This window comes from Parabacteroides timonensis (assembly GCF_900128505.1).
GTDB classification, from domain to species: Bacteria; Bacteroidota; Bacteroidia; order Bacteroidales; family Tannerellaceae; genus Parabacteroides; species Parabacteroides timonensis.
This window is the reverse complement of the sequence record NZ_LT669941.1, coordinates 715,204-741,352: the sequence shown is the minus strand read 5'-3', so window position 1 is coordinate 741,352 and position 26,149 is coordinate 715,204. Positions and strand designations below refer to the sequence as shown.

General features: G+C 42.3%; 17 protein-coding genes. 10 read left to right on the top strand and 7 right to left on the bottom strand.

Features of this window, described 5'->3' with window-relative positions:
• Positions 1-21: 21 nt before the first annotated feature.
• The 7 genes from BQ7394_RS10555 (at position 22) to BQ7394_RS10520 (ending at position 7,379) form a co-directional block, all read left to right on the top strand.
• Positions 22-582, top strand: a complete 561-nt coding sequence (locus tag BQ7394_RS10555; protein WP_075557402.1) for an NUDIX hydrolase — start codon at positions 22-24, stop codon at positions 580-582.
• 100 nt (positions 583-682) lie between these two features.
• On the top strand, positions 683-1,507 hold the full coding sequence (locus tag BQ7394_RS10550; RefSeq protein WP_075557401.1) for an exodeoxyribonuclease X C-terminal domain-containing protein: 825 nt from the start codon (positions 683-685) through the stop codon (positions 1,505-1,507).
• A 321-nt stretch (positions 1,508-1,828) separates the two neighbouring features.
• Positions 1,829-2,842: an N-acetylmuramoyl-L-alanine amidase family protein gene (locus BQ7394_RS10540; RefSeq protein WP_075557399.1), complete on the top strand. Its 1,014-nt coding sequence runs from the start codon at positions 1,829-1,831 to the stop codon at positions 2,840-2,842.
• A 96-nt stretch (positions 2,843-2,938) separates the two neighbouring features.
• Positions 2,939-4,180 (top strand): anaerobic sulfatase-maturation protein, encoded by a 1,242-nt coding sequence (locus tag BQ7394_RS10535; protein ID WP_075557398.1) that lies wholly within the window; start codon positions 2,939-2,941, stop codon positions 4,178-4,180.
• 6 nt (positions 4,181-4,186) lie between these two features.
• A complete protein-coding gene (locus tag BQ7394_RS10530; protein WP_075557397.1) occupies positions 4,187-5,719 on the top strand; it encodes a TldD/PmbA family protein in 1,533 nt (510 codons plus the stop codon).
• Position 5,720: 1 nt separating this feature from the next.
• Entirely contained in the window at positions 5,721-7,040 is a 1,320-nt protein-coding gene (locus BQ7394_RS10525; protein WP_075557396.1) for a TldD/PmbA family protein, read from the top strand.
• A 129-nt stretch (positions 7,041-7,169) separates the two neighbouring features.
• Positions 7,170-7,379 (top strand): DUF6722 family protein, encoded by a 210-nt coding sequence (locus BQ7394_RS10520; RefSeq protein WP_075557395.1) that lies wholly within the window; start codon positions 7,170-7,172, stop codon positions 7,377-7,379.
• Positions 7,380-7,533: 154 nt separating this feature from the next.
• Here BQ7394_RS10520 and trhA read toward each other — a convergent pair whose 3' ends face one another.
• From trhA to BQ7394_RS10505, 3 genes are read right to left on the bottom strand one after another with little or no spacing between them, the layout of a single operon-like run.
• Positions 7,534-8,193, bottom strand: coding sequence for a PAQR family membrane homeostasis protein TrhA (gene trhA, locus BQ7394_RS10515; protein ID WP_075557394.1), 660 nt, complete (start codon positions 8,191-8,193; stop codon positions 7,534-7,536).
• A gap of 7 nt (positions 8,194-8,200) precedes the next feature.
• Positions 8,201-8,407, bottom strand: a complete 207-nt coding sequence (locus BQ7394_RS10510) for a heavy-metal-associated domain-containing protein (RefSeq protein ID WP_075557393.1) — start codon at positions 8,405-8,407, stop codon at positions 8,201-8,203.
• 20 nt (positions 8,408-8,427) lie between these two features.
• Complete coding sequence (locus tag BQ7394_RS10505) at positions 8,428-10,638, bottom strand: heavy metal translocating P-type ATPase (protein WP_075559975.1); 2,211 nt, start codon at positions 10,636-10,638, stop codon at positions 8,428-8,430.
• Between the two features lie 207 nt (positions 10,639-10,845).
• On the opposite strand from BQ7394_RS10505, the gene BQ7394_RS10500 reads away from it, so the two are divergent.
• The gene (locus BQ7394_RS10500; RefSeq protein ID WP_075557392.1) at positions 10,846-11,298 is read left to right on the top strand and encodes a NanQ anomerase/TabA/YiaL family protein; all 453 of its coding nucleotides are present in this window, start codon (positions 10,846-10,848) and stop codon (positions 11,296-11,298) included.
• Positions 11,299-11,396: 98 nt separating this feature from the next.
• Here BQ7394_RS10500 and BQ7394_RS10495 read toward each other — a convergent pair whose 3' ends face one another.
• Both BQ7394_RS10495 and hypD read right to left on the bottom strand, forming a co-directional pair.
• Complete coding sequence (locus tag BQ7394_RS10495; RefSeq protein WP_075557391.1) at positions 11,397-12,305, bottom strand: glycyl-radical enzyme activating protein; 909 nt, start codon at positions 12,303-12,305, stop codon at positions 11,397-11,399.
• Positions 12,306-12,389: 84 nt separating this feature from the next.
• The gene (hypD, locus tag BQ7394_RS10490; protein ID WP_075557390.1) at positions 12,390-14,828 is read right to left on the bottom strand and encodes a trans-4-hydroxy-L-proline dehydratase; all 2,439 of its coding nucleotides are present in this window, start codon (positions 14,826-14,828) and stop codon (positions 12,390-12,392) included.
• Positions 14,829-15,157: 329 nt separating this feature from the next.
• Here hypD and BQ7394_RS10485 point away from each other — a divergent pair, with 329 nt between their 5' ends.
• Positions 15,158-16,822 (top strand): AMP-binding protein, encoded by a 1,665-nt coding sequence (locus BQ7394_RS10485; protein WP_075559974.1) that lies wholly within the window; start codon positions 15,158-15,160, stop codon positions 16,820-16,822.
• 20 nt (positions 16,823-16,842) lie between these two features.
• Entirely contained in the window at positions 16,843-18,405 is a 1,563-nt protein-coding gene (locus tag BQ7394_RS10480; protein WP_075557389.1) for a sulfatase family protein, read from the top strand.
• Positions 18,406-18,517: 112 nt separating this feature from the next.
• On the opposite strand, the gene BQ7394_RS10475 is transcribed toward BQ7394_RS10480, so the two are convergent.
• Positions 18,518-22,237: an InlB B-repeat-containing protein gene (locus BQ7394_RS10475; RefSeq protein ID WP_075557388.1), complete on the bottom strand. Its 3,720-nt coding sequence runs from the start codon at positions 22,235-22,237 to the stop codon at positions 18,518-18,520.
• Between the two features lie 2 nt (positions 22,238-22,239).
• The gene (locus BQ7394_RS10470; protein ID WP_075557387.1) at positions 22,240-26,043 is read right to left on the bottom strand and encodes a T9SS type A sorting domain-containing protein; all 3,804 of its coding nucleotides are present in this window, start codon (positions 26,041-26,043) and stop codon (positions 22,240-22,242) included.
• Between the last annotated feature and the right edge of the window lie 106 nt (positions 26,044-26,149).

Sequence of the window (26,149 nt, the reverse complement as noted above, 5' to 3'; positions counted from 1 at the left end):
AAAAAAACTTGATACAAATATATGAAAAACTTGAATGATAGAAAATGGAAAGTGCTTGAAAGTACCTATCTTCACCGTAAGCCTTGGTTGACAGTCCGTAGCGAACGTGTAGAACTTCCTAACGGCAACCAGATACCGGAATATTATGTTTTTGAATACCCGGACTGGATCAATGTCATAGCAATTACCAAAGAGCATAAATTTGTCTTCGTGCGCCAGTATCGTCATGGATTAGGCGAAACCTCTTTCGAATTATGCGCAGGAGTCTGCGAAAAGGAAGACCCTTCCCCACTCGTTTCCGCCCAACGTGAATTATTGGAAGAAACTGGTTTTGGCAACGGAGAATGGACTGAATATATGACAGTTTCCGCCAATCCGGGAACACATACAAATCTAACCCACTGCTTCCTGGCGACCGATGTCGAACAAGTCACCACCCAACATCTGGAAGATACGGAAGACCTGACCGTCCATATCCTTACGCTCGACGAAGTAAAGGAGCTACTGGAAACAGATCAGATCAAACAGGCTATACACGCTGCCCCGCTTTGGAAATACTTTGCGGAGAATCGTTTGATATAATCGGAAAAGGGGTTACTTCCCTGTAATAATCACGATTTTATTAGGATAATTCATCCTCTTTTCATATATTTGTTAGGGAAGAATATGAGGAGGATGAGTTATGAGTAACATTTCAGACTATATCGAACAATTTGTCCTTGATAAACTGGAAACGTTTAACGAAGGAAGAAATACGGATAAAGGCATGTACTATATCATGTTACCCAATGAAAAGACCGCCTATTATACGCTATGGTTCTACAATCCCGGAGCGGAATATCATCCGAATATTTTCCTTTCGACTTTGGATGTCAACGTAATCAACTCGGTTGAGAAAGCGATGAAAGCGGTAATCAACTCTTTCGCACAGCTGACGATCAAAATGCGTATCGATTCTATTTCCCATAACGCCGACGATATCATATCTTTCGGCAAATATCGCGGATACCACTTGTTCGAAGTAGCCGCCATCGATCCTAAATATGTAACCTGGATTGCCGTCAAATACGAAGCCCGTGTTCAAAGTGAACGGCGCTTTAAAGAATTAGCAGCCACCTATTCATGGGTGTATCAGGATCTTAACACATCCAGGATACACAAAATGCCCATCAGCCGTTTTGTCGGGACCATCGACGAAAAACTGAGTGATATCCATCTTACCATCCAACGGATCAAGGTTGAAGACAATCCTTACAAAACCAGTATAATCCGGGGAACCACCCACTTTTATGTCGATCAGAAGATCGTAGCGGCCGACGAGTCGGGTAATCTCTTTTTCTTTACTATCCGGGCAACCGACCGGAGCCTCGAAAGCGGAAAATTAAGTAATGCCGATCACGCTTACCGGATCGGAGAAAAACTGCATATACGTTCTGCCAAGGTAATCAAACATTATACGTCGCGGAATATACGATATACGAAATTGGGGTATGTAAAGTTTAAATAATACAATAAGCTTTTATCAGATAAAATCCCATTCGAATCCATTTTTAATTTCTTCCGAAAGGAATTTCGATTTCATTCGGAAGAAAATTTAGTTTCTCCCGAATGTATGTTTTTCTGCACAAACCAAGATGAAAATTTTATTTTTGAGAAAATACACAAAGAAAAGTAAAGGAAAGAAAAGAAAATTATAACAACAGCAACAATGCGCATACACACGCGTGCGAGAGAGCCACGGAGAGCAAAAACTTCCTGCCATTTTCTTTTTCGACATTTCTGTGATTCAACATCTTTTTTTATCTTTACCGCATTATAACCGGAAAACATGTTTGCAAAAAAAATAACACTCATACTATCAATCTTCGTTACGCTTTTTATATTCAACGAGACTCTTGTTGCTCAGGAAAAAGCATTTCCTAAAAGTGGAGAAGGAATTACCCTTTTCCTGAAACGTCATAACCGTGTAGGAAAAGAGTATCACGATGAATTTATCAAATTAAACAAGACTAGACTCGGCAGTGGGAACTCGCTGAGAATGGGCGTTAAATATCATTTGCCGCCTTTAAAGGGAGCAGCGGCTACCGCGGCGAAGAAGCCAAATTACGAGCCCTTATTTGGCAAGGATTTAGCTCAATATCAGGTAACCTCTTCCGAATTGAAAGGCTGTTGCTTTTATCTGGTCAGCGGACATGGCGGCCCCGACCCTGGAGCCATCGGGAAAATGGGGAACGTCGAACTTCACGAAGACGAATATGCCTACGACGTCATGTTGCGCCTGGCGCGTAATCTGCTTATGCGGGGCGCCAAAGTGCATATCATTATCCAGGATGCCAGAGACGGTATCCGTAACGATCGTTTCCTGAACAACACCAAGCGTGAAACCTGTATGGGTGACCCGATCCCGTTCAACCAGGTGCGACGCCTTGAACAACGGAGCGAAAAGATCAATTCATTATTCAAAAAGGATAAAGAGCTTTACAAACGCGCAATTTTCATGCATATCGACAGTCGCAGTAAAAGTCACCAGACAGATGTTTTCTTCTATTATCAGGATAAAAACTCTGAAAGCAAACACCTGGCAAAGACCATGAAATCGACTTTTGAGCATAAATATAACAGACATCAACCGGGACGCGGATTTACAGGCACAGTAGGCCAGCGCGGATTGTATGTTTTAAGAAAAACAACTCCCCCTTCCGTGTTTGTGGAACTGGGCAACATACAAAACAGTTTTGACCAGAAACGTTTCATTCTCAGTGATAACCGCCAGGCATTGGCAAACTGGCTGTGTGAAGGTTTCGTAACAGATTACAAACGTTACAGAAAAAAACTCAAATAAGATCGTTGATATTGAATTTATAGAGTAAAAATTGCAGATAAATCCACGGAGAAATTGTACCTTTGTGTATTTATAATCGAATCGTTTTAAAACACCATGAATAATTCTTATATATCTCCATTTGCAAAACCCGTTTATGTGATGTTAAAGCCGGTAGGGTCAGTCTGTAATCTGGCCTGTGAATACTGTTATTACCTGGAGAAGGGTAAACTGTATCCGGAGGTAAAGAATCATATCATGAGCGAGCAATTGCTGGAGAAATTCATCAAAGACTATCTGGAATGCCAAACCATGCCACAAGTACTTTTTACCTGGCACGGTGGGGAAACATTGATGCGTCCGATCAGTTTCTATAAGAAAGCGCTTGAGCTTCAAAAGAAATATGGCCGTGGACGACAGATCGATAATTGCATCCAGACAAACGGTACCTTGCTTACAGATGAGTGGTGCCGCTTCTTCAAAGAAAATAACTTTCTCGTAGGTGTCTCGATAGATGGCCCGCAGGAGTTTCACGACGAATACCGCCGTAACCGACAGGGACTTCCCTCCTTCTTCAAAGTGATGAAAGGGATCGAACTATTGAAAAAACATCAGGTTGAATATAACGCAATGGCTGTGGTAAACGATTACAACGTCGATTATCCGCTCGAATTCTATAAATTTTTCAAAGAACTGGATTGCCATTTTATCCAATTCGCCCCTATCGTAGAACGGTTGGGGACACATACGGACGGGACAAAACTCACCTCTCCGGAACAGCAGGATGCCAATATCGAACTGGCTTCTTTCTCCGTCGATTCCGGGAAATGGGGAGATTTCCTCTGTGCTATTTTCGACGAATGGCTGAAAGAAGATGTCGGCAACTATTACATCCAGCTGTTTGACGCAACATTGGCAAACTGGGTAGGCGAACAACCGGGTATATGTACCCTGGCACGCACCTGCGGACATGCCGGTGTGATGGAATTCAACGGTGACTTGTATGCCTGCGACCACTTCGTATTCCCCGAATATAAGTTGGGGAATATCTACACGCAAACTTTAACGGAAATGATGTACAGCCAGCACCAACTGAAGTTTGGGGCCGACAAATATGATAAACTCCCCACTCAATGCAAAGAGTGTGAGTTTCTTTTTGCTTGCAACGGCGAATGTCCTAAAAACCGCTTCCTGCATACAGCCAGTGGCGAACCGGGATTAAACTATCTATGCAAAGGATACAAGAAGTTTTTTAAACATGTAGCTCCTTATATGGATTTTATGAAAAAAGAATTATTAGCCCAGCGTCCGCCCGCAAATGTGATGCAATGGGCTAAAGAGAACAGAGAGATTTTGTAAAACAACATGAAATACAACAGACGTGATTTTATTAAAACAGGAGGTATGGTTATGCTTGGTTCGATAGCGGTTCCCTCTTTTTTAGAGGGTTGTGCCGGAAGTACTGAAGACAAAGCTGCCGGTATCTCATTTGCATTAAACCACTTTGGTTTAAGTGAGAATGATATGAAGAAGGTGCTGACTGCCGCGTTGGAAAAGGGAGGAGATTATGCCGACCTTTTCTTCGAACATTCTTACCGGAACAATATAGGATTACAAGATGGTGCAGTAAACCGTGCCTCTTCGAATATAGACTTCGGAATGGGCGTACGTGTCCTTGCCGGAGACCAGACAGGTTATGCTTATGTGGAAAATATTTCATTGGATGAAATGTTGAAAGCTGCCCGTACAGCTGCTCGTATCGCCGATAGCACAGCAGGAAAAGGGCCGGCCAAACTGACTGAAGAACCAATCATCAACAACTTCTACGGTGTACAAACTCCGTGGGACGAAATAGCCGTTAAAGAAAAAACGCCTTATCTGCAAAAGTTGAACGATCAGATATTTGCACTCGACAAACGTGTCCATAAAGTAATGGCATCTTTGGGTGATACGACTTCGCACATCCTTTTCTGTAATACGGAAGGACAGATGTATTATGATTACCGGCCGATGGTCACACTGGCTGCCGTATGTATTATGGAAGATAACGGGAAGATTGAGAATTCATACGCTTCACGTGCTTTCCGCATGGGTGCCGAATTTCTGACAGACGATATTATCAGCGAAATAGCTAAGGAAGCAGTAGAGAAAACGGCTATCCTATTCCAGGCCGTAAAACCTAAAGGGGGCGAAATGCCTGTCGTAATGGGTGCCGGAGGTTCAGGTATCCTGTTGCACGAAGCGATAGGACATGCATTCGAAGCGGACTTCAATCGTAAGAACACCTCTATCTTCTCCGACCAGTTGAACAAAAAGGTCTGCAACGAACATATCAATGTTGTGGACGACGGCACGATCCCATTCAACCGTGGCTCTGTTAACATCGACGATGAAGGTGTGGAAGGACAAAAGACATATATCGTGAAAGAAGGTATCCTGACAAGTTACCTGCACGACCGTATCAGCGCCAAGCATTATGGTATCCCTTCAACGGGAAACGGTCGCCGCGAGTCTTTTCGCCAAATGCCTATTCCTCGTATGCGTGCCACTTATATGGAAGCCGGAAACGTAACGGAAGAAGAAATGATCTCGACCGTGAAGAAAGGTATTTACGCTTCAACCTTTACCAACGGACAGGTTCAAATCGGTGCCGGTGACTTTACTTTCTTTGTAAAAGACGGTTACCTGATTGAAAACGGTAAACTGACACAACCGATCAAAGATATCAATATCATCGGTAACGGGCCGAAAGCACTGGCCGACATCACGATGGTCGGAAACAATTACAAAATGGATAACGGCACGTGGACTTGCGGTAAAGACGGACAATCCTGTCCGGTAACTTGCGGTATGCCGTCCGCTCTGGTTAGTAAACTTACAGTAGGAGGAGAAAATTGATATGATAACTAACGAAAATAAAAAACTGGCTCAATGGGCCATGGAGTTCGCTCTGAAGAATGGTTGCCAGGCCTCACGTGTAAGTCTGTACAATGGTTCAAGTAGTTCGTTTGAAATACGGGATATGAAAATAGACCGCCTTCAACAGGCTTCCGAAAACAGTCTGGTGATCCATCTGTTTGTGGATGGTCGTTACGGTTCATTTTCCACCAATCGCCTGGATAAACAAGAACTGGAAAAGTTTATCCGCAACGGCATCGATTCGACCCGTTATCTGGCCGAAGATAAAGCCCGCACGTTGCCCGATGCTTCTCTTTATTATAAAGGAGGAGACGCCGACCTGCAACTGCTCGATCCGAAATTCGATGCTATCCTTCCCGACGATAAAGTGGCATTGGCAATGAACACCTGTAATGAAATGATGGGGAAAGACGACCGTATCATTTCTGCCAATTCTTCTTACAGCGACGAGAAAGACTTTAAATACATGGTAGCCAGCAACGGTTTTGAAGGGGAAGCTTGCGGCTCTTCTTTCAGCCTGGTGGCCAGCGTAAGCATTCGCGGCGAAGGCGATGCCCGTCCCGAATCGTATTGGTATGATTCTTCACTGTATTACGACACAATGACGAAAACAGGACTGGGAACGAAAGCTCTCGAACGTGTATTCCGTAAACTGGGACAGAAAAAAGTGGCTTCCGGCAAATACCAAATGGTTGTCGACAACATGAATTCCGCTCGCCTGTTATCTCCCATATTCGATGCCTTGTATGGTTCTTCCATTCAGCAAAAGAACTCTTTCTTGCTGGATAAACTGGATCAGAAAGTGCTGGGTGAAAAATTGACGTTAATAGACGAACCTCATATAGCTAAAGCTTCCGGCGCCCGTTATTTCGACGGTGAAGGTGTAGCAACCAAGCGTCTGCCGGTATTTGAGAACGGTGTACTAAAAACGTATTATATCGATACCTATTCTGCTAATAAAATGGATGTGAAGCCTACTATCGCCTCCCCTTCCATTCTAACGATGCAGATGGGCGACAAAAATACGGAAGGTCTGATTGCTTCTGTCGACAAAGGCATCCTAATTACAGGTTTCAATGGTGGTAACTGCAACAGTACAACCGGTGATTTCTCCTATGGCATTGAAGGTTTCCTGATTGAAAAAGGAAAACTGACCCAACCTATTTCAGAAATGAATGCAACAGGTAATATGATTTCGTTATGGAACAATCTGACTGAAACCGGAAACGATCCACGCCTGTTCTCCAGCTGGCGCATTCCGTCACTTCTGTTTGATGGGGTTGATTTCAGTGGGCTATAACGTATATTCATACAAATTCTTTATATGCGAAGGCTGGAAACTATTTCCAGCCTTTATTTTTATTCAAACATTTGTTTTTTCTTATCGGAATCTTTATATTTGCCAATACATTTAATAAAACTTATAACTATGAAACAAAAGACTATTCCACCACAGGTGGTTATTAATGAAAAGCTTGGCGATTTCTTTGTCGATATTGCGAAGTTGGTATTTGCCGGGGTTGTACTCAGCACTTTATTGGACATGAAAGTTGATAGACAATCAGTATTACTATTGGGAATATCAACTACCATCGTTTTTGTCAAACTAGGATTTATTTTTTATAAAAAAAGGAAATAATGGAAGCGATTTACTTATTTGGTGGAATGAGCATTTTTGGATTGATAATGATTGCTTACCTTACCTATGAGGACTGGCAGTATAAAAAGAAACATCCGGAAAAGAAGTAATAAACATTCATAAAGGGAGAAAGCTCATAAACTTTCTCCTTTCTTTATCTTACCAATAAATAGACTGAAACAAAATGACAAACACTGCCGCCCAACACAAAGAAATGCCATATCGGATGCATATATTTATATTTATCGAGGAAATAAAAAATACATCCTACTGTATAGAACAATCCTCCTCCTATCAGCCAATACAATACATCCATCGAATCGGTTTGCCGACAGACGTCCAATAACGGCTTAAAGGCAATAATAACGACCCATCCCATGGCGAGGTAACAAGCTGTTTTCAGATGATCCGTCTTCTTCATCTTTCGGAAACTGAGGATAATACCTATGACTGCTGCAATCCAGACAATGGAAAATAACAACCATCCCCAATAGCCTTCGTTGCGAAGAGCAATCAGGGTAAAAGGTGTATAAGTTCCTGCTATATGCAGATAAATAGCACTATGGTCAAAACGACGAAGCAACCTTTTACTACGTGCATTGGCAGATGCATGGTAAAAGGTTGAAGTAACGTAAGAAGATGTCATGCTCAACGCATAAACTAACGAACTACCCACGACCCAGGGATTTCCATTCCGGATAGAAGCCACCAATAACACAATGATAGCCACTATTCCGAAAATCATCCCCGCCCCATGAGTCAGCACATTGGCTACTTCTTCACCATAAGTTTGTCTTTGTTGGGCCTTGACCATCTCTGGCTTACAATTGCTCTGCCTTGAAGCCGGCTTCCGTTACCGCAGTAATAACAGCATCGGCCGAAACATTAGCTGTTACCTCCAATACCTTCTCCGGTGATTTCAGGTCGATAGACCATTCATCTTCCTTTACCAACTTATTCAGTTTCGCACCGATGGCAGCCACACAGCCACCACATTTTGCATTTGTTTTAAATTTCATTGTTGCCATAATTCAATATGTTTATAATATTACTTCATAAATTTTAATCTCAAACTGTTAAGAACGACAGACACGGAGCTGAAAGCCATTGCAGCACTTGCCAGCATCGGGTTTAACAACAATCCGTTTATCGGGAACAAGACACCGGCTGCCAACGGAATACCGATCAGGTTATATATGAATGCCCAAAACAGATTCTGATGGATCAGGCGCACAGTTCTTCTGGATAACTTAATCGCTTCGGGCAACAGTAACAAATCGGATGTGATCAATGTGATCATAGCTACATCCATAGCTATATCCGTTCCTTTTCCCATCGCGATACTCACATCGGCACGAGCCAGCGCCTGCGAGTCGTTAATGCCGTCTCCGACCATCGCCACTTTCTTTCCTAACTTCTGGAGAGACAGTATATACTCTTCCTTGTCGTTCGGCATCACTTCTGCCTTGAAATATTTTATACCTAAAGAATGAGCGACTCTATCTGCTGTTTTTATCCCGTCCCCGGTCAACAGATGAACTTCGATACCCATTGCAGTCAGTTCCTTTACAGCAGCAGCCGAAGTCGGTTTAATACGGTCGGATATAGCTAATGCAGCCAGCAGTTCATTCCCTTTTCCGTAATAAACAACACTCTGGCCATCTTCCTGCCAGTGAAGAATCTGCTCCATTGTCTTTTCAGGGATTTCGGCCCCGAACATTTCGAGTAATCCCTGGCTTCCCACCCAATATGTAATGCCTTCGACTTCCATACGGATACCGCGGCCTGTAAGACTTTCAAAACCTTCGGCTTCACAAGTGGAAGCCCCTGAATCTTCCAGCCAGCGGATAATAGCAGAAGCCAATGGATGTTCCGACTTTAATTCCGCCGTATACAAGGTATTCAGATAACAAACATTTGATTCTGTCAGCCAACAGGATTCCGTCACAACAGGAACTCCCTCTGTCAATGTTCCGGTCTTATCCAACACGACTGTATCCACCTTGCAGAGATTCTCCAAAGCGAACGCATCCTTTATCAGGATATGTCTTTCAGCCCCTTTGCCCATTCCCACCATCAAAGCGGTAGGCGTTGCCAGACCTAAAGCACACGGACAGGCAATTACCAAGACAGAGACAGCCGAAAGAAGTGCATAAGAGAAATAACTGCTGCCGCCGATCACCATCCAACACACGAACGTGATAACGGAAAGGAGTACGACGACCGGAACAAATATACCACTTATTTTGTCAACTATACGCTGCACCGGGGCTTTACTTCCCTGAGCCGCCTGCACCATTTGCACAATTTGTGCCAGGATGGTATCATTCCCTACACCGGTAGCTTCCATCGTAAAAGCACCTTTCTGATTGATCGTTCCGGCCAGTACGCGGTCGCCGGCGGATTTCTCTACCGGGATCGGTTCACCGCTCAGCATACTTTCATCCACAGAAGATGAACCTTGCAGCAAGAGTCCGTCCACCGGAATCTTTTCGCCGGGACGCACACTCAATACATTCCCTCTCTGTAAGGAAGAGATGGGAACTTCTTCCTCTTTTCCGTCTATAATCCGGCGAGCCGTTTTAGGTTGCAGCCCCATCAATCCTTTAATGGCCGAAGAAGTACTGTTCTTGGCCCGTTCCTCCATCAGTTTCCCTAACAGGACGAATGCTATGATCACACCGGAAGCCTCATAGTAAACATGCGGTTCCAATCCCCGTTCATACCAGAACTGAGGATATACGGTATTGAAGAAACTAAATATAAAAGCAATAGATGTACTGAGCGCAACCAACGTATCCATATTGGCTTTCCCCTGGATAGCATGGCGTGCACCGCTCACATAAAACGATCGCCCGAACAGCAACATAATGGCCAATGCCAGCACCATCATAATCCAATTGGCATACGGCAGATGCATAAATACCATTCCCAATAAAGCCAAAGGAACAGATAAGATCCATGCACCTATTGTATTACGCTTCAGTTTTTTATAATGCTTGCGCGACATTTCCTCCTGCTCGGCCAGCGGATCTTCCGATTCAATAATTAAATCGTATCCGGCAGCCTGTACAGCTTCTTGTATCTGTTGTAAAGTGATAACGGATGGACGAAACCTAACAGACAAGGTATTAGCCGCGAAATTGACAGTTGCTTCTTCTACTCCGCTTAGTGCTCCGACGGTACTCTCCACATTGTTGGCACAAACCGCACAACTCATCTCAAGTACAGGTAAGACCTTATTTTCTATCTCTTTCATCATATCTTATGTTTTAATTCTACCTCTTAAAAGAAGAACAAAGATACGAATAAAACAGTTGCAACAAAGTTGCGGATTTTCAAATCTGCCCTTTAAGATATGTACTAAATAAATAGATTTATTTGGTATATTTGTCCTATTATTTAACATTCGGATATACGATCTTTGTCAAACATAATTAACGAATGAATTAAAAAACGAATACGTATGATACTTGAATCCTTAAACAACACAGAAAAGGTAGAACGCTTGCACCCCTTATTCAAAAAAGCATTCGATTACATAAAAGCTACGGATTTCTCGAAGATAGAAGACGGAAAGTATGAACTGGATGGAACACGTTTGTTCGTGAGCATTGTAACCCTGTTCGGTAAAGACAAAAAAGAGGCTGCTATCGAAACACATAAAAAGTATATCGATATACAGCTTCCTTTATTAGGAGTAGAAAAGATCGGATGGAAACCCGGTTGCGAATTGCAGGAAGTTTCTATTCCTTATGATGAAGAGAAAGATATTGCTTTTTATGTAGACCGTCCCACAGCCTATACAAAAATCTATCCCGGACAGTTTGCCGTTTATTTTCCTGAAGACGGTCATGCACCCGGCATCGGTGAAGGAAGTATCCGTAAAGTGATTGTAAAAGTACAGGTAGAAGAATAATATTGCCAGATACGACAAAGCCGGTATTTTCCGAAAAAAGATCAATCTAATCTTTATGGAAGATACCGGCTTGCTTTTGCAGGAAGCAGTCACAACCGTCATCCTCCTATTATAACATCTATTCCGTAACGACTAAATATATCCTTACAACGTTGTACCGTTTCTTCCGAAGGGGTTTCCATCGGATAATGATCCGGGTTATAAACCGTCCCGAGTTTCTCATGTTTGTTCTTACCTATATTGTGATATAAAAGCAGGTTTACCGTATGATACTGCCAGGGTAAAGAAGCTAAAAACTCCGCCGACCGGGTTATATTTTCTTCGTCTGCATTCACTCCTTCTATTAAAGGGATACGGATATAAAACTCATGACCGGCATCTGCTATCATACGTAAGTTAGATAGTATTAACTCATTAGGAACTCCGCAGTAAAGCTTATGTTTAATAGAATCCATGTGCTTTAAATCCACCAGAAAAAGTTCGGTATGTTCCATCACCTTCTGTACAACATCCGGTTTAGCATACAATGTCGTATCGACAACACGATGAATGCCCAACTCACCGCAGCGATGAAGCAATTCGAGCAACATGTCCGGATGTAATAATGGTTCTCCTCCACAGAAAGTAACACCTCCCTCCGATCGATCCATGAAAACCGTCTCCTTCTCAATTTCCTTCATCAGGTAGTCGATGGAATATTCCGTTCCCGAAATTTCCATTGCCATAGCCGGACAAACTTCTGCACATTTACCGCACAGATCACACAAAGAGGAGTCGGTAACAATCCCATCAGGTGTCAAAGTCAGTGCCTTTTGCGGACAATTATCCACACAGGTACGACATCCTATACATTTTTTCTTTGTATACAACTTCTGCTTCCGGTTGGACAATCCTTCCGGATTATGGCACCACACACACGATAACGGGCATCCTTTCATAAAGATAGTAATACGGATACCCGGCCCATCGTTTATTGCATAGCGCTTAATATCGAATATCAAACTCATTTTTTCAGTTGACAATCGACAGTTGACAGTTGACAGCATTGAGGTGTTTTACCTGCCAACTGCCACTTGTCAACTGCCAACTAATTAAAAGTTATCCTGTTCCGTACGGGCAATCACATCAGCCTGCAGGTCAGCGTTCATATCATTAAAGTAATCACTGTAACCGGCTACACGTACCAACAAGTCGCGATAATCTTCGGGACATTTCTGAGCTGCATATAAAGTCTCCGTATCTACGATATTGAACTGGATATGGTGTCCGCCCAGTGCAAAGTAACTACGGATCAGGGAGGCCAGTTTCGAAATATCTTCTTCACGTTTCAACAGGCTCGGCAGGAAGCGCTGGTTCAATAACGTACCACCACTCTTTACCTGATCCAGTTTACCCAATGATTTTATAACAGCAGACGGTCCGTGTGTATCGGCACCATGCGATGGTGAAGTACCATCGGAAATCGCTTTCTCAGCCAAGCGACCGTTCGGAGTGGCTCCCATAACTTTTCCAAAATAGACGTGGCAAGTTGTCGATAACATATTCAAATGGAAACATTCTCCTTTCGTATTCGGTTTGCCTTCAATAGCATCGTACAGGTCGTTGAACATCTGAACAGCAATCGAGTCGGCATATTCATCATCATTACCAAAGAACGGCGTACGGTTCAAGATCGTCTGACGCATAACTTCCGCTCCGACAAAATTGTTTGCCATCGCTTTCAGCATTTCATCCATGGTAAAACGTTTGTCTTCAAACACATGTTTCTTTAGTGAAGAAAGGCTGTCGGTAATCGTACCCAGGCCGGTACATTGGATATAAGTCGTATTATAACGCGGACCACAGTTGTAATAATCGCGCCCTTTAGCAATGCAATCGTCGATAAACAGCGACAGGAAGGTTGCCGGAGCATACTTAGCAAACATCCGGTCGATATAATTGCTCACACGCACCTTCATATCCACAAAATAATGAATCTGCTTCATGAAAGCCGCATACAGTTCATCATAACTTGCAAAGCTGCACGGATCACCTGTTTCTAATCCCACTTTACGGCCAGACACCGGATCGACACCATTATGCAGCGTCACTTCCAAAATCTTCGGCACATTCAGATACCCCGTCAACACATAGGCTTCTTTACCGAACGCACCGACTTCGATACAACCGCTGCAACCGCCTTCACGTGCATCATGCAATGATTTACCCTGGCGCATCAGTTCCTGAATATAGACATCAGGGTTAAACACAGAAGGATAACCGTGTCCTTGACGGATCACCTTACATCCGGCACGTAAGAAACGTTCCGGCGTACGGGCGCTTACATGAATGGCACTACCCGGTTGCAGGATATGCAGTTCTTCAATCGTTTCAAGCATGATATAAGACACTTCGCTTACGCCATCGCTACCGTCAGCCTTTACACCACCGATATTCAGGTTGGTAAAGTCATTGTATGTACCACTTTCCTTAGCTGTAATACCAACCTTGGGAGGAGCCGTATGGTTATTTACCTTAATAAAGAAACATGACATCAATTCCTTCGCTTCTTCACGGGTTAGCGTTCCGGCAGCTATTTCCTTTTCATAGAAAGGAGCCAGATGTTGATCAAAATGGCCCGGGTTCATTGCATCCCAACCATTTAGTTCAGTAATAGTTCCCAGATGGACAAACCAGTACATCTGGATAGCTTCCCAATAAGAACGAGGGGCATGAGCCGGAACCCAACGGCACACTTCAGCTATTTTACGCAGTTCGGCAGCACGCTTCGGATCTTTCTCCGTCATCGACATTTCGTCAGCCAGGTCGGCATGACGTTCTGCGAACAGGATAGCCGCATCGCAGGAGATAGACATAGCAGTCAGTTCTTCCTGTTTATCTGTTGCTTCGGGATCATTCATAAAATCAAGATCCGCTAGCTCTTTGGCAATACGTTCTTTCAGATCCAGTAAACCATATTGATAAACCTTTCCGTCGAGAGCTGTATGGCCCGGAGCACGTTGTTCCATAAACTCTGTAAACATACCCACTTCGTATGCTTCTTTCCATTCTTTCGGAACATGGCTGAAAATACGTTCACGCTGTGTACGTCCTTTCCAGTAAGGGATCACTTCACGTTCGTAGGTATCGATATCTTCCTGGCTGATAGTATAACGTTGCAGTTCACGGGTATTTAACACATGCAGGTCTTCCACACTGTGGCAAGTCAATTCCGGGAAAGTGGGAACTGCTTTAGGAGCCGGGCCACGTTCGCCCACGATCAGTTCATCCTTACCGATATAGATAGTCTTATATTTGCATATTTCCAGAAAGTTCAGTGCTCTCAGAATAGGAATAGGATATTTTCCGTAATTTTCTTTGTAGAAACGAGTTTCGATCAATGCCCGTTCGATCGATAAAGAAGGTTCAGCTTCGAAAGAAAGCTGACGTAACCGTTTGATACGGTCGTTCATACCATAAGCATTTGCTTCTACTGTGGGAGCAAAGTTTGATGCACTCAGAGGTGCACGTTGAGCTGTTGTTGTACTCATTTTGAATGGTTTATTTATTCGTGCATACACCATACGCTACTACATACCGATGACACACTGTATTTTTAAAGAAATAATTAAGAATAACAAAAGAATTTGCCGCACCTCAGGCAGCAAGACCCGGGAGAGAAAGGATTGTTTAAAGATAGAACATTAAACAATTGAAGAGTTTTCTGTAGCCTTTTATAATCATATTATTTGCAAAGTGTTACATGAACACCGCAAACATAAAAACTTTTCATGAATAAACAAAATAATAGCGTCTGTATTTTTTAGTATATTTGCAACATTCGTTCAGATTTCATGGTTATTCATATAAATATATCTACATGGAAAATCGTTTTTTAGGACTTATAGAGAACAGCATCAAGGAACATTGGGATTTACCTGCTTTCTCTGACTATAATGGACATACATACCATTATAAAGATGTGGCCCGTCGTATAGAAAAATTTCATATAATTCTCGAACACGCAGGAATAAAGAAAGGAGATAAAGTGGCATTGGTAGGACGTAACTCGTCCAACTGGGCTATTTGTTTCTTCGGTATATTGGCTTATGGCGCTGTTGCCGTACCAATCCTGCATGAGTTTAAGCCGGATAACATCCATCATATTGTCAATCATTCCGGGGCAAAAGCTGTTCTGGCCGGAGCTAACAACTGGGAGAACATGAATGAACAGATGATGCCCGATGTCAAGTTGTTCATGATGCTGGATAATTTCTCCATTATCAAAAGTAAGAACAAAGATGTACGTATCGTACGCGACAGAATCAATGAATATTTCGGGAAGAAATATCCCCGCTCCTTCACGGCTGCTGATGTGAAATATCATACCGAGCAACCGGAAGAACTGGCTGTATTGAATTATACATCCGGAACGACCAGTTTTTCCAAAGGGGTGATGATCCCTTTTCGCAGTCTATGGAGCAATACACAGTTTGCTTATGATAACCTGCCGTTTATCCATCCGGGCGATAGTGTTGTTTGTATGCTTCCAATGGCACACATGTACGGTCTGGCTTTCGAGATACTGAATTGTGTAAACAAAGGATGTCACGTACATTTCCTGACTCGTACCCCCAGCCCCAAGATTATTGCAGAAGCTTTTGCCCGCGTTAAACCGGCTTTGATATTGGCTGTACCTCTTATTATTGAAAAGATAGTCAAAAACAAGATATTCCCTGAACTGGAAAAGCCTCTGATCAAATTACTGCTGAAGGTGCCTTATCTCGACCAGAAGGTTCTCGATACGATCGCCAGGAAACTGAATGATTCGTTCGGAGGCAAGTTTGGAGAAGTTGTGATCGGTGGCGCAGCACTAAACAGAGAAGTGGAAGAATTCCTTCGTTCGATCAAGTTCCGCTATACGGTCGGCTATGGTATGACAGAATGCGGCCCGCTAGTTGCCTATGAACAATGGGATACATTCAAACAAGGCTCGGTCGGTCGTATTGTCGATCGTATGGAAGCCCGTATCGATTCAGCTGATCCGGCCAACGAAGTCGGTGAAATACTGGTTCGCGGAATGAATGTAATGTTGGGTTATTATAAGAACCCGGAAGCGACAAAAGCTGTTATGATGCCTGACGGTTGGATGCGTACCGGCGATTTGGGTACAATCGATTCCGATAGCTTCCTTTATATCCGCGGTCGCAGTAAAACGATGATACTCGGTCCGAGCGGACAGAATATCTATCCGGAAGAGATCGAAGATCGTCTGAACAATATGCTTTATGTCGCTGAATCGTTGATCATTTCGCAAGGAGGTAAACTAGTCGCCCTGATCTATCCAGACTGGGAGCAGGTAGACAAAGCCGGCATCCAGCATTCTGAAATAGAGAAACTGATGCAACAGAACATCGACCAGTTGAATACAGAAATGCCGTCATACAGTAAAGTGACTTGCTTCAAACTCTACCAGGAAGAGTTCGAAAAGACTCCGAAACGTAGTATTAAACGGTATTTATACCAGCCGGCAGAAGAAAACTAGTTTTATAAATCTCAATCATTATGTCTATACCAATTAGAAAAACACTATTATTAAATATTACAACATCAACAGTCGCTTTATCAACTTTTGCAGGGAATTCATCCAAGAGTCCTAATATTATCATTATTATGGCAGATCAGCTACGTGCGGATCTTATGCAAAGGGAGGGATATGCCTTAAACACGATGCCTTTTGCCGATAAGCTGGCTAAGAGCGGAGCATGGTTCAATAAAGCCTATACGGCAGCTCCGGCCAGTGGACCGGCAAGAGTTTGTATGCTGACAGGCCGGTTCCCGAACGCAACCCATGTTCGTTCGAACCATAATATCCAGGATGCATTCTATTCAAAAGATCTTTTCGACGTGGCTCATGAGCAAGGCTATACAACAGCCCTTGTGGGAAAAAATCATTCTCACCTTTCGAAAGAACGGGTGGATTTTTGGTGCCCATACAATCATGGCGGACAGGAGGCCAAGCAAAAAAGTGAAAAAGGAGAAGCCTTCGACAAATATCTTGGGACATTAGATATGTATTCCAACCTGGAACCCTCTCCCTACGGAGTGGAAGGACAATTACCTTATCGTATGGTAGACGATGCTTCGCAATGGATCGACAGCCTGGACGGTAAACCTTTCTTGATGTGGTTTTCAATGGCAGAGCCTCACAATCCTTATCAAATCTGTGAGCCTTATTATTCCATGTTCCCTCCCGAATCGTTGCCACCATTGAAGAGTTCGGCAAAGGATCGGAAAGCCAAAGGAGAAGAATATGAATTATTAGCAGAAATGATGGCACAAGGACATAAAGGTTTTCAGGAAAATCTTCCTCGCCTGCGTTCGATATATCATGGAATGCTCCGAATGATCGACGATCAACTGGCTCGCCTTGTCGATGAACTGAAGAAACAGAATATATACGATAATACAATTATCTTATTTATAGCCGATCACGGAGATTATGCCGGCGAATACGGTTTAATGAAAAAAGGCGTAGGACTGGACGATGCTATCACCCGTATCCCTATGCAATGGACCGGGCCAGGCATAAAGGCTTCTACTCTCCCGCAAGAGGCGCATGTAAGTATCGTCGATATATTCCCGACAATATGCGAAATAATGGATGCGGAAATTCCTATTGGGGTACAAGGTCGTAGTTTATGGCCGATGCTGCAAGGAAAAGAGTATCCAAAAGAAGAATTCGCCAGTGTGATGGCAGAAGATGGCTTCGGCGGCATGTATTACACAAAAGCGGACGCCACAGATTACCAGAAAGAAGGAGCCGTCGGCAAGCAAGGACTGTTCTTCGATGAACTGAATACCTGGACACAAAGCGGAACCATGCGTATGCTTCGCAAAGACGACTGGAAACTGGTCTATGATATGGACGGGAACGGTTGGTTATACAACCTGAAGCAGGATCCATCGGAAGTGAATAATCGTTTTAACGATCCCTCCTGCAAAGAAACCAGAAATGAAATGATAGAAGGACTACTGCGATGGGATATTTCCTCTCAGGATCCATTACCTGTTCCCCGGCATCGCTATCGCTTCAAACGGAATGAGCATAATTACCTTTTCAGGTAAACCGATTATAGATTACTAAATGATCCATCACCAGTTATAGTATAAAATGAAAGCTGCAAAAGAGAGTAAATGATATTACTTCTTTTGCAGCTTTCTATTTATAAAGAAACTCTTATTTCACCAGTACCTTTCTGGCATAACGATTTTCATTCGTTCTAAAAACGACAACATATAAACCTGATTGGTCTAATGTGACATCAATCGAACCGTTCACTTTGTCTTTTCTGAATACTTGTTCGCCGCTTATGTTGAATACTGTAATATCTGCCTGTGTCGACAAACCAATATGTAGCGTTTTATTGTCTACAGTTAAAAGCACATTCTCTTTGATCGCTTCTATGGATGTAGTAACAGCAGACGGTAGGTCAATACCTTTCTTTGCAATCTCCTTCCCTTCTTTATTATAAGCTATTGTTTCTATATAATACTTCTGATCAGCTTTCAGGCCTGTCAACCGGAATGAGATCGTAGCAGAACGCAAATTACCGTCTTTATCGAAATCAAGAGATTGAAGTAAAGTCGCCTTATTCTTATCAGTATATAAATTCAGCTTATAACTGACGGCCTGTTCCACCTTTGTCCAGCTAATAACAGCCGTTTCAGCTTCACGGGTAGTGATAACGGGAGCTTCAACCGTTGTATCCGGAGTTTCTTCATCACCCGGATTGTCAGGAATTACAGGTTCTTCCGGATCAGGGTCTGTTCCGGTACTTTTTGTAGCAGGTATGCCTTTTACACTTACGGCAACAGTCGTTTCCTTATAATTCGGATCGGAAGGAATAAATTTAGCATTAAAGCTATTTGACTCTTTATCCACTTTGGTTGTAGCATTCTCCCATTGGAAAACACCGGGAACAACTCCTGCATTTCCACCCGATAACTCAGATTGATTCAGACTCTCTCCTATCACTACATCAGAAGCTACCGGAGATACTAATGTCCCGACAGAGGCCTGGGTAATAGTGTAAGACAATTTGGTATTCAACTCTTTATATTGTTCATCTTCGGGACGGTAAATACGAATCCAATAGGTCCCGCTATTTTTCATTTCGACAGACTGTGTACAGTCTTCATCAGAATAGAAAGATACGATACAGCCCTCTATACCTGTGGGCAGACCGGACAAATTCACTTCCTGAACCTGACCGTTATACTCTGCACTTGAAGGATTCAGAGTTATATTTTTAAGTTCTGCTTTTCCATCAAATACAGGTGTGAAATTCATATTCTCGCTACCTACCGTAATTTCCCGGGGGTTATCAGTCTTATCATCCGACCATCTTACAAATTTGTACCCGTTAGCAGGCACTGCCTCTGCAGTTACAATCGTTCCTTCCGGTATCGTTTTTAATTGTTCTGCCGTATAAGGAAGATTACCATTCGTAACGCGGACATAGCCTTTAACTTCATCAGAAGAAGTATTGCGCAAAATACTCGCATTAAAATTTAAAGCAACCGTACTGGTATTCGTCGACAGATAATAGACGGTGCTTTCATAATTGTTCTTTACAGTTGCATCATCAGGACTATAAGTGAACTTTATAAGCTGTCCATTTGTCTCTTTAGTTACCTTTACGCCGGTTGAAGGGCGTGTCTTACCATCCTCACTTTCTGAAGTTGGTGCTTCAGTCACCAATATCCGTGATTTATCAATGATTAAGCGTTTATCATAAGTATGATTGAATGCATTATAAAGTTCGTCCGCATTGCGACTGACAATAACATCATAATTACCTGCATCTACTGCATTGTTCAGTTCGGAACCCTTTCCCTCTTTTTTATATTTTACATCGAACGAGTAGAAAGCATAGGTCTGCGTTGCATAAGCTATAAAGTCACGTGAAATGCCATTATACACATATCTCTGAGGAGTCTGGATAATATATTCAGGTTTAATATCCACCCGTTTCTCGAATAAGGCAGTTACCGTCAGGTCGCTCGTAACGGTTAATGTTTCTCCAACCCTTACCTCTTTACCGTTTGCAACGATGCGAACCAGACGGCTACTGCTTTCTTTTGCCTCTTTGATTGTAACCGGTGTACCATATCGGCATTTTCCGGTCTGGCTCAACTCAAGCTTTCCGGATCCCGTAACACTTGCTTTCACAACATAAGTCTTTTCTGTAAAAGTAGCCGATATGGAAATATTACCTGTTACCGTAAAGACTCCCTCTGTGGGGGATATTACATTATTATTGCTTTTAACGACAGGCGCACCAGCAGCATATCCGTTCTCGGGAAGAACGACTACCGTAAATTTCGTATCGACGGGCAAAGAACTGCCGGAAGGGATCATTGAACCATCCGTTTTATACAAACGAACAGAACCGTGTGTAAGTCCTTCTACTATCAATTTATAGGCAGAGTCAGGTATTTTACTGAAAGTTGCCGCTATGGAACTGATCGCTGCTTCCAATTTATATTTACCCGTTGTAAAAGAGACATTGTTTACCTTTAGTTCATCCACTTTCATACCTTCTTCAGGTTCTGCCGAAATAGATAAAACAGTTCCGTGAGGACGTGAATCACCCGAACTTATTGAAACACCGTTTTCGTCTTTAACAACTATCTTCCCTCCATTTGCCGGCTGGCTGAAAGAAACCGTATACATCTTACGTTCGAAATTGGCTGAAATAGTAAGATCTTTGCCATCGGCTTTTACGCTTACTGTCTTACTCTTAGAATTGTCGCTAATTCCCGTCCAACCGGTAAATTCATAGTCGGCATCCGGGATGGCCGCCAATTCCAAAGTCTGCCCTTTTATATAGACATCCTTGTCATTCTTACCTTTTGCCTGGATCCGTCCACCTGCGGTAGGATCGATCACAGAGATAAAGCAGGTTGGGAGAACCTCTACATGTACACCTATGGTTTGGGAATTGTAAGTCAGGTTATCAGCCGGTATAAAAGTTGCACTATAATCACCACTCTCCGTTACAATGGTTCCGCCGTTTGTCCATACGAAAGAGCCGGGAACAGGAATAGTTTCCTCCTTTTTATTTTTTGCACTACCACCGGTAAGAACGGCAGCCGACAAAGGTAAACCGGCGGTAAGAGTAACACTCGCGGGAGCAGTCAGTGTAACTTCCTTTTTATCGTTTACCGACATCATATAAGTTTCCGATACAGCCAGATAGGTATCATCTGCCGCACGTGTGATCTTTACATAAAAGATACCGGCTTTTTTTCGGGCTTCTTCATCTGCTGTTGCCTGCAATTGCTGATCTTTATAATAAGTAATAGTACATTCAGGAGATAAAGATACCGGAAAAGTAGCCAGTGTAATTACAGCTGCTTTTTGTTCATTCACAACCTGTTCCAATCCGGATATATTCAGGACAATTTTCTTTAGCTCCTTTTCTGCGGTAAATGTACCTATCTCTGTCGATGATGTGAGGCTCTGAGACTTTTTGTCTGCCATCACGATTTGCGACAGTTTAATCTGCCCTGAACTAAATCCTTTGACAAACTGTACGGGGATCGACAAGAGAGTGCCCTCACTGCCTTTTATAGCCTTATTAGTTGTACTATAAACTACACAACGATAAGTATTATTACTTTTGTTACTCCAATCGAATACATGTCCATCCGTACGATCGGCCGACAATGACGGAGTAGCAGCCAACAGGACACCATCCGGCAAGGTTATATCCATCTGGAAAGAAACCACTTCATCGGTATTCTCCAATTGCAACTGAATGGTTGCCTGTGTACCGGCTTTTACTTCCTGGTCGGATATCTTCCAGGTATTAGCGGCGGTAGCCGTTGTCACTGCCGAAAACATCAATAGTAAACAAGCCGCTATATTTGTTTTAATAGATTTGATATACATAGTTACTTTATTATAAACAGGTTCGACTTACTGATTTTCACAACTCCTGCATTCTTTGTCGACAAACGGTAGTAATAAACACCTGCCGGCAACGAGAGCGTACAAGGATAAGAATTTTGCCCGGCAACGGCAGGCAGTCCGCTGAGTGTCTTTGCCAACGCTCCATTTGCAGAGAATATCTGAATCGTTGCTTCTTGTGCATCTTCCTCTAATGTATACAGGAAGGTGGTCGTACTCCGGAACGGATTCGGATAATTACGGATCGATGTTACCGTAGCCTCCGGCCTGATGATTTCAGAAGAGGTTGCAATATCTTCCCCTTCAGATTTTAATGAACGGGCATTTACATCTGAAAAGACAGCGTCTACCAAACGGGCACCTTCCGGCAACTGCATCAGAACGGATTTCCCGGAAGGAAGTGTTGTTCCATCGGTACTATACGCCAACATCCGCAAGGTATCTCCTTCAACCGATGCCTGAACAAAACGGGCGGCTTCTCCTAATAATGGGATTGTCCCTTTCACACCGGTAAAGGTCAACTGAATACCGGCAATAGCCACCGGAGCTTCCATATAAAGGAATCCTTTTTCATCTTTGCTTAACCGGATTACCGGTTCATATTCGGAGCGAAGAGTGTTTTTTGTAACTACCGGTTTGTTCTGAATAATCCCAACAATACCGACTACATCGGAAACATTCAATACGCCATCACCATTTACATCGGCTTCAAGATCTCCGAATGGAGTTACTTTATTTTCTGTATCCTTCAATATTTCACTGATGGAAGCGGTAATATCCTGCACATTCACTGTTTTATCCAGATTGGCGTCTCCGGCACAGGAGTATATGGTGGTTTCCATGATCAACTTCCAACCGGGGAACAAAGAGTTAGTTAATGAAGCTGTGAGTTTGCTTCCCGGAGCTAACACTTCAGTAATTTTGTATGCTCCGTCTGTTCCTCCTTCCAATGTACTTTCAGCACCTGCAGGAGAAGTGAGATGCCAGCTTATTTGCGAAGCAGTTCCTCCGATATTCATTTCGGCACTACAATCCATTGTCGATCCGTAAGTCATTGCTTGATTTTTAATATCACCTACAACGATAGATACCGTCGATTCCACATTTTCCAACTGGCGCGGGTTTTGTATATCCGAGAATTTTAGTTGAGAACCATTTACAGATAATTGGTTCAAACTTGGCACCTGCTGCAAATCTATCGTCTTTTGCTGTGCGGGCACTCCTAATTCTTGCAGAACAGGCCAAGCAGATAAATCTTCTATTGGTGCCAGATCGGTTCTGTTGCAATATAAAGTTTTTAATTTACGGTTGTTGGAAAGGTCAATGTTCTTTATTCCGGTACCCTGAATACCTAAATTCTCTAAATTCACATAAGATGATAGTATTAGTGTTTCCAACGGATTATCAGAAAGAAATAAAGACATTAAATTCGTAGCGTTTTTAGGTAATGTTATTTTGGAAAGAGCATTATTTGAGCAATTCAAGAATATCAATGCATCTAAATTAGAAACATCAACAGTTGTCAAACCTTTACCTAAATTCATGAATACCAATTCAACCAAACGACGCGGATTCTCATCGTTCCAGTTTGCAAAGATCTGTTGTTGATAATAATCATTCGTCTTCCAGGCACCTTCATTCCACCACGATTTCAAAAGATCACTTGAAGAAGCATCAACGATTTTCTTTAAAGTTGCTGCATCCGATTCAGAGAAGTTTTCTTTTACGGGTTCGCCTTCTATTGAAACGTCAAATACAACTCGCCAACCGCCAAAGGAATTAACCGTCGAATTCCATGTAAACCAAGGATTACCCATTATACAAGTATAATCACCAGCTTCTGCATCTTGACGAACCACAAAAACACCCGGATGCTCAGGATCTTCCGTAAATGTCTCGGTATCTTCTATATTATATTTACGATTAACCCACATATAAGTAGTATTCTTACCATTGATCACAGCTTCGGATGACAGATCGATTTTATCTCCTTTTTTTAATACAGGCCGATTGTCCCTGGAACAACCAGGTAGTATATAATAACTTTCACTACTAAACCGGAAAAGATTAGACGCTTTATCAGCAGGTGTTAATGTTGAAAATTTCATTTCCGAATTCCATAAGATAAGCCCCTCCAACTTCGGTGTTTTAGTCAAATCGAAAGATTTCGTATTCAGCGGCAAATCCAACTCTTCTAAGCGCGCTAGAACTTCGTCTCCAGGTAATGGATAATTTGTTCCCATATAACGCAAACGGATTACCGATTTCGGTAAATTCGTTGTATATTGCTCGAACTGTGTCGTATAATTTAACCCCAATTCCTGCAAATGCTCCAAACTGCTTATATCACCTTTAATTTGTAGTTCTTTACAGTTTTCGATAAAAAGCGTTTCAAGTAAAGGCTGATTAGATATATCGAGATTTGTTAGCGGAGAACCAACAAGCTGTAATTTTGTCAGTTTCGTACAACCGGCAATATTTAGTGATGCTAACAAATTCCGTGAATAGCCAAATTCCCTAGATCTTTCATCTCTAAAAGTTAGTTCCTTCAAATCCGGACAAGGAGAAACATCCAATGATTCTAGCTTTTCAGTATAAATACGCAATACCTCTAATTTCTTATTTTTAGATAAATCTAAAGACGAAATTCGATTATTTCTTTCACATTCCAAATGCAATAACTCATCAAAAGCACTAATATCTAATTGGTCGATATAATTTTGATCCCGTCCATAATCTGGTTGAATATATAAATGAGTAAGACGCGCAACATTATTCTCAACCTTCCAATCTGTTTTTATTTCATCCTGATAACTTCCCCAGTTTTCCAATTGCCAACCTTTCGTATCTACAAATTCCTGCAATTTGGTAAATTTGGGATTATCTTCTGCTAATTTTTTCAGGCCATTAATATCTTGTTCCGAATATTGTACATTTTCTCTGGATATCTTAATACGAATTGTAGTCACTGTCCAATTATTAAAAGTAGGATTTGTCATACTACAGCAATAAATTTCGTCTGGTTGCCCTTCTAGCATAAACTTACCAGTTGAAGTTTGCTGCATGGTTACAGACTTTGACGTTTTTTCGTTATTTTCATCTACAATTTCTTTATACCAATTATAAGTAGTTGCTTTCCCGTTTATAGATGCCTCAGATGAAAGGTCTATTTCTGTTCCACTAGCAACTAAAGAAGTATAATCATCTATAGGAGTACCTATTCCTTTTAGAGTAGAATGATTATTATAATAATTCAATTGAACACCATTCGCTAACTTTACTTTAGAAAAAACCAAACAGGTTCCTGTGATATTAAGACTTTCTAATGCTGTTTGTTGAGATAGATCCAATTCTGATAATGACTTATTATAATTGATATCAAGGTTTTTCAGATACTTAAAAGCCGATAAATTCAGCTCTGTCGGTGCACCATATCCCCCTACAATAAAAAGTGATTCTATATGCGCTGGAGATTGCGTATCCCAACTAACTCCCACTCTATCATCTGTTGTATTTTCCCGATTCTCTTTCCACCCTTCTTGGGCAATAAAATCCTGTAATATCGTACTACCCGGATTAGCCTTAGCAATAGCCTTTAAAGCTTCGACTTCCTGCGAGTCAAAATTGGTGGGTGTGGTAATCTCACCTTCGTTTTCGGAGCCGGTCGACAATATTTGTACAACCTCTAATGGTGCTCCCGCCCCAGTTCCTCCCGATACCGACTGTATAAAGAATACAGGCAGTAGGCAAAGAGTTGCCGCTGTTAGATTAAATTTTGTCTGTTTCATCAGAATATAATTATGTGATTGTTAAAAACTTTACCCGATAAGAGAAAGAGACACCGATAAGGAATGCCTCTTTCCGAAAAAGTGTGTATTTGTTTCAGTAAGCAGG

What these genes read in the sequence shown, in the direction of transcription:
- BQ7394_RS10555 (WP_075557402.1), top strand. Translation starts at nt 22, where the DNA reads ATGAAAAACTTGAATGATAGAAAATGGAAAGTGCTTGAAAGTACCTAT.
- BQ7394_RS10550 (WP_075557401.1), top strand. Translation starts at nt 683, where the DNA reads ATGAGTAACATTTCAGACTATATCGAACAATTTGTCCTTGATAAACTG.
- BQ7394_RS10540 (WP_075557399.1), top strand. Translation starts at nt 1,829, where the DNA reads ATGTTTGCAAAAAAAATAACACTCATACTATCAATCTTCGTTACGCTT.
- BQ7394_RS10535 (WP_075557398.1), top strand. Translation starts at nt 2,939, where the DNA reads ATGAATAATTCTTATATATCTCCATTTGCAAAACCCGTTTATGTGATG.
- BQ7394_RS10530 (WP_075557397.1), top strand. Translation starts at nt 4,187, where the DNA reads ATGAAATACAACAGACGTGATTTTATTAAAACAGGAGGTATGGTTATG.
- BQ7394_RS10525 (WP_075557396.1), top strand. Translation starts at nt 5,721, where the DNA reads ATGATAACTAACGAAAATAAAAAACTGGCTCAATGGGCCATGGAGTTC.
- BQ7394_RS10520 (WP_075557395.1), top strand. Translation starts at nt 7,170, where the DNA reads ATGAAACAAAAGACTATTCCACCACAGGTGGTTATTAATGAAAAGCTT.
- trhA (WP_075557394.1), bottom strand. Translation starts at nt 8,193, where the DNA reads ATGGTCAAGGCCCAACAAAGACAAACTTATGGTGAAGAAGTAGCCAAT.
- BQ7394_RS10510 (WP_075557393.1), bottom strand. Translation starts at nt 8,407, where the DNA reads ATGGCAACAATGAAATTTAAAACAAATGCAAAATGTGGTGGCTGTGTG.
- BQ7394_RS10505 (WP_075559975.1), bottom strand. Translation starts at nt 10,638, where the DNA reads ATGAAAGAGATAGAAAATAAGGTCTTACCTGTACTTGAGATGAGTTGT.
- BQ7394_RS10500 (WP_075557392.1), top strand. Translation starts at nt 10,846, where the DNA reads ATGATACTTGAATCCTTAAACAACACAGAAAAGGTAGAACGCTTGCAC.
- BQ7394_RS10495 (WP_075557391.1), bottom strand. Translation starts at nt 12,305, where the DNA reads ATGAGTTTGATATTCGATATTAAGCGCTATGCAATAAACGATGGGCCG.
- hypD (WP_075557390.1), bottom strand. Translation starts at nt 14,828, where the DNA reads ATGAGTACAACAACAGCTCAACGTGCACCTCTGAGTGCATCAAACTTT.
- BQ7394_RS10485 (WP_075559974.1), top strand. Translation starts at nt 15,158, where the DNA reads ATGGAAAATCGTTTTTTAGGACTTATAGAGAACAGCATCAAGGAACAT.
- BQ7394_RS10480 (WP_075557389.1), top strand. Translation starts at nt 16,843, where the DNA reads ATGTCTATACCAATTAGAAAAACACTATTATTAAATATTACAACATCA.
- BQ7394_RS10475 (WP_075557388.1), bottom strand. Translation starts at nt 22,237, where the DNA reads ATGTATATCAAATCTATTAAAACAAATATAGCGGCTTGTTTACTATTG.
- BQ7394_RS10470 (WP_075557387.1), bottom strand. Translation starts at nt 26,043, where the DNA reads ATGAAACAGACAAAATTTAATCTAACAGCGGCAACTCTTTGCCTACTG.